1 protein-coding gene is annotated in these 399 nt (G+C 59.4%); it reads right to left on the reverse strand.

The genetic code is table 11. The features are described 5' to 3' along the window. Window positions 1-46: 46 nt before the first annotated feature. The coding region (locus ALO43_RS15710; RefSeq protein WP_054997777.1) for a phospholipase D-like domain-containing protein at window positions 47-399 on the reverse strand (353 nt) is incomplete at its 5' end.

The raw sequence follows: 399 nt of genomic DNA on the forward strand, positions 1-399 counted from the left end.
TTTGGCACATGACGTTCCCCTCCCTGGTCGTTTCAGCACGGCTTCTTCAGTAAGTCGGCTGATAAGGCTGTCCCTGCCCCCAGCGTGATTGCCAATGCTCCAGGTACACGCTGGCCCCCGCAGGAACGTCCCACATCACCACCGAATTTTCGCTGTTGGCCTTGGAAGCCAAGGCCGAGTAGTTGAACGAGCCGGTCTCGACGTTCTGGCCATCGGTGATGATCACCTTGTCGTGCTGAATCTTGTACGCAGCGTTGGTGCGCACAGGGATTTGCGCGTTGGCCAGCAGGTTCATCGCAGCGCGACTGGCCCTGTTGTCGTTACCATGGGCATCGACCACCACCTGTACATCGACGCCGCGCCGTTTGGCTTGCACCAACGCCTTGACCACGCTTGGAG

The organism is Pseudomonas tremae (assembly GCF_001401155.1).
In the GTDB taxonomy this organism is placed as follows: Bacteria; Pseudomonadota; Gammaproteobacteria; order Pseudomonadales; family Pseudomonadaceae; genus Aquipseudomonas; species Aquipseudomonas tremae.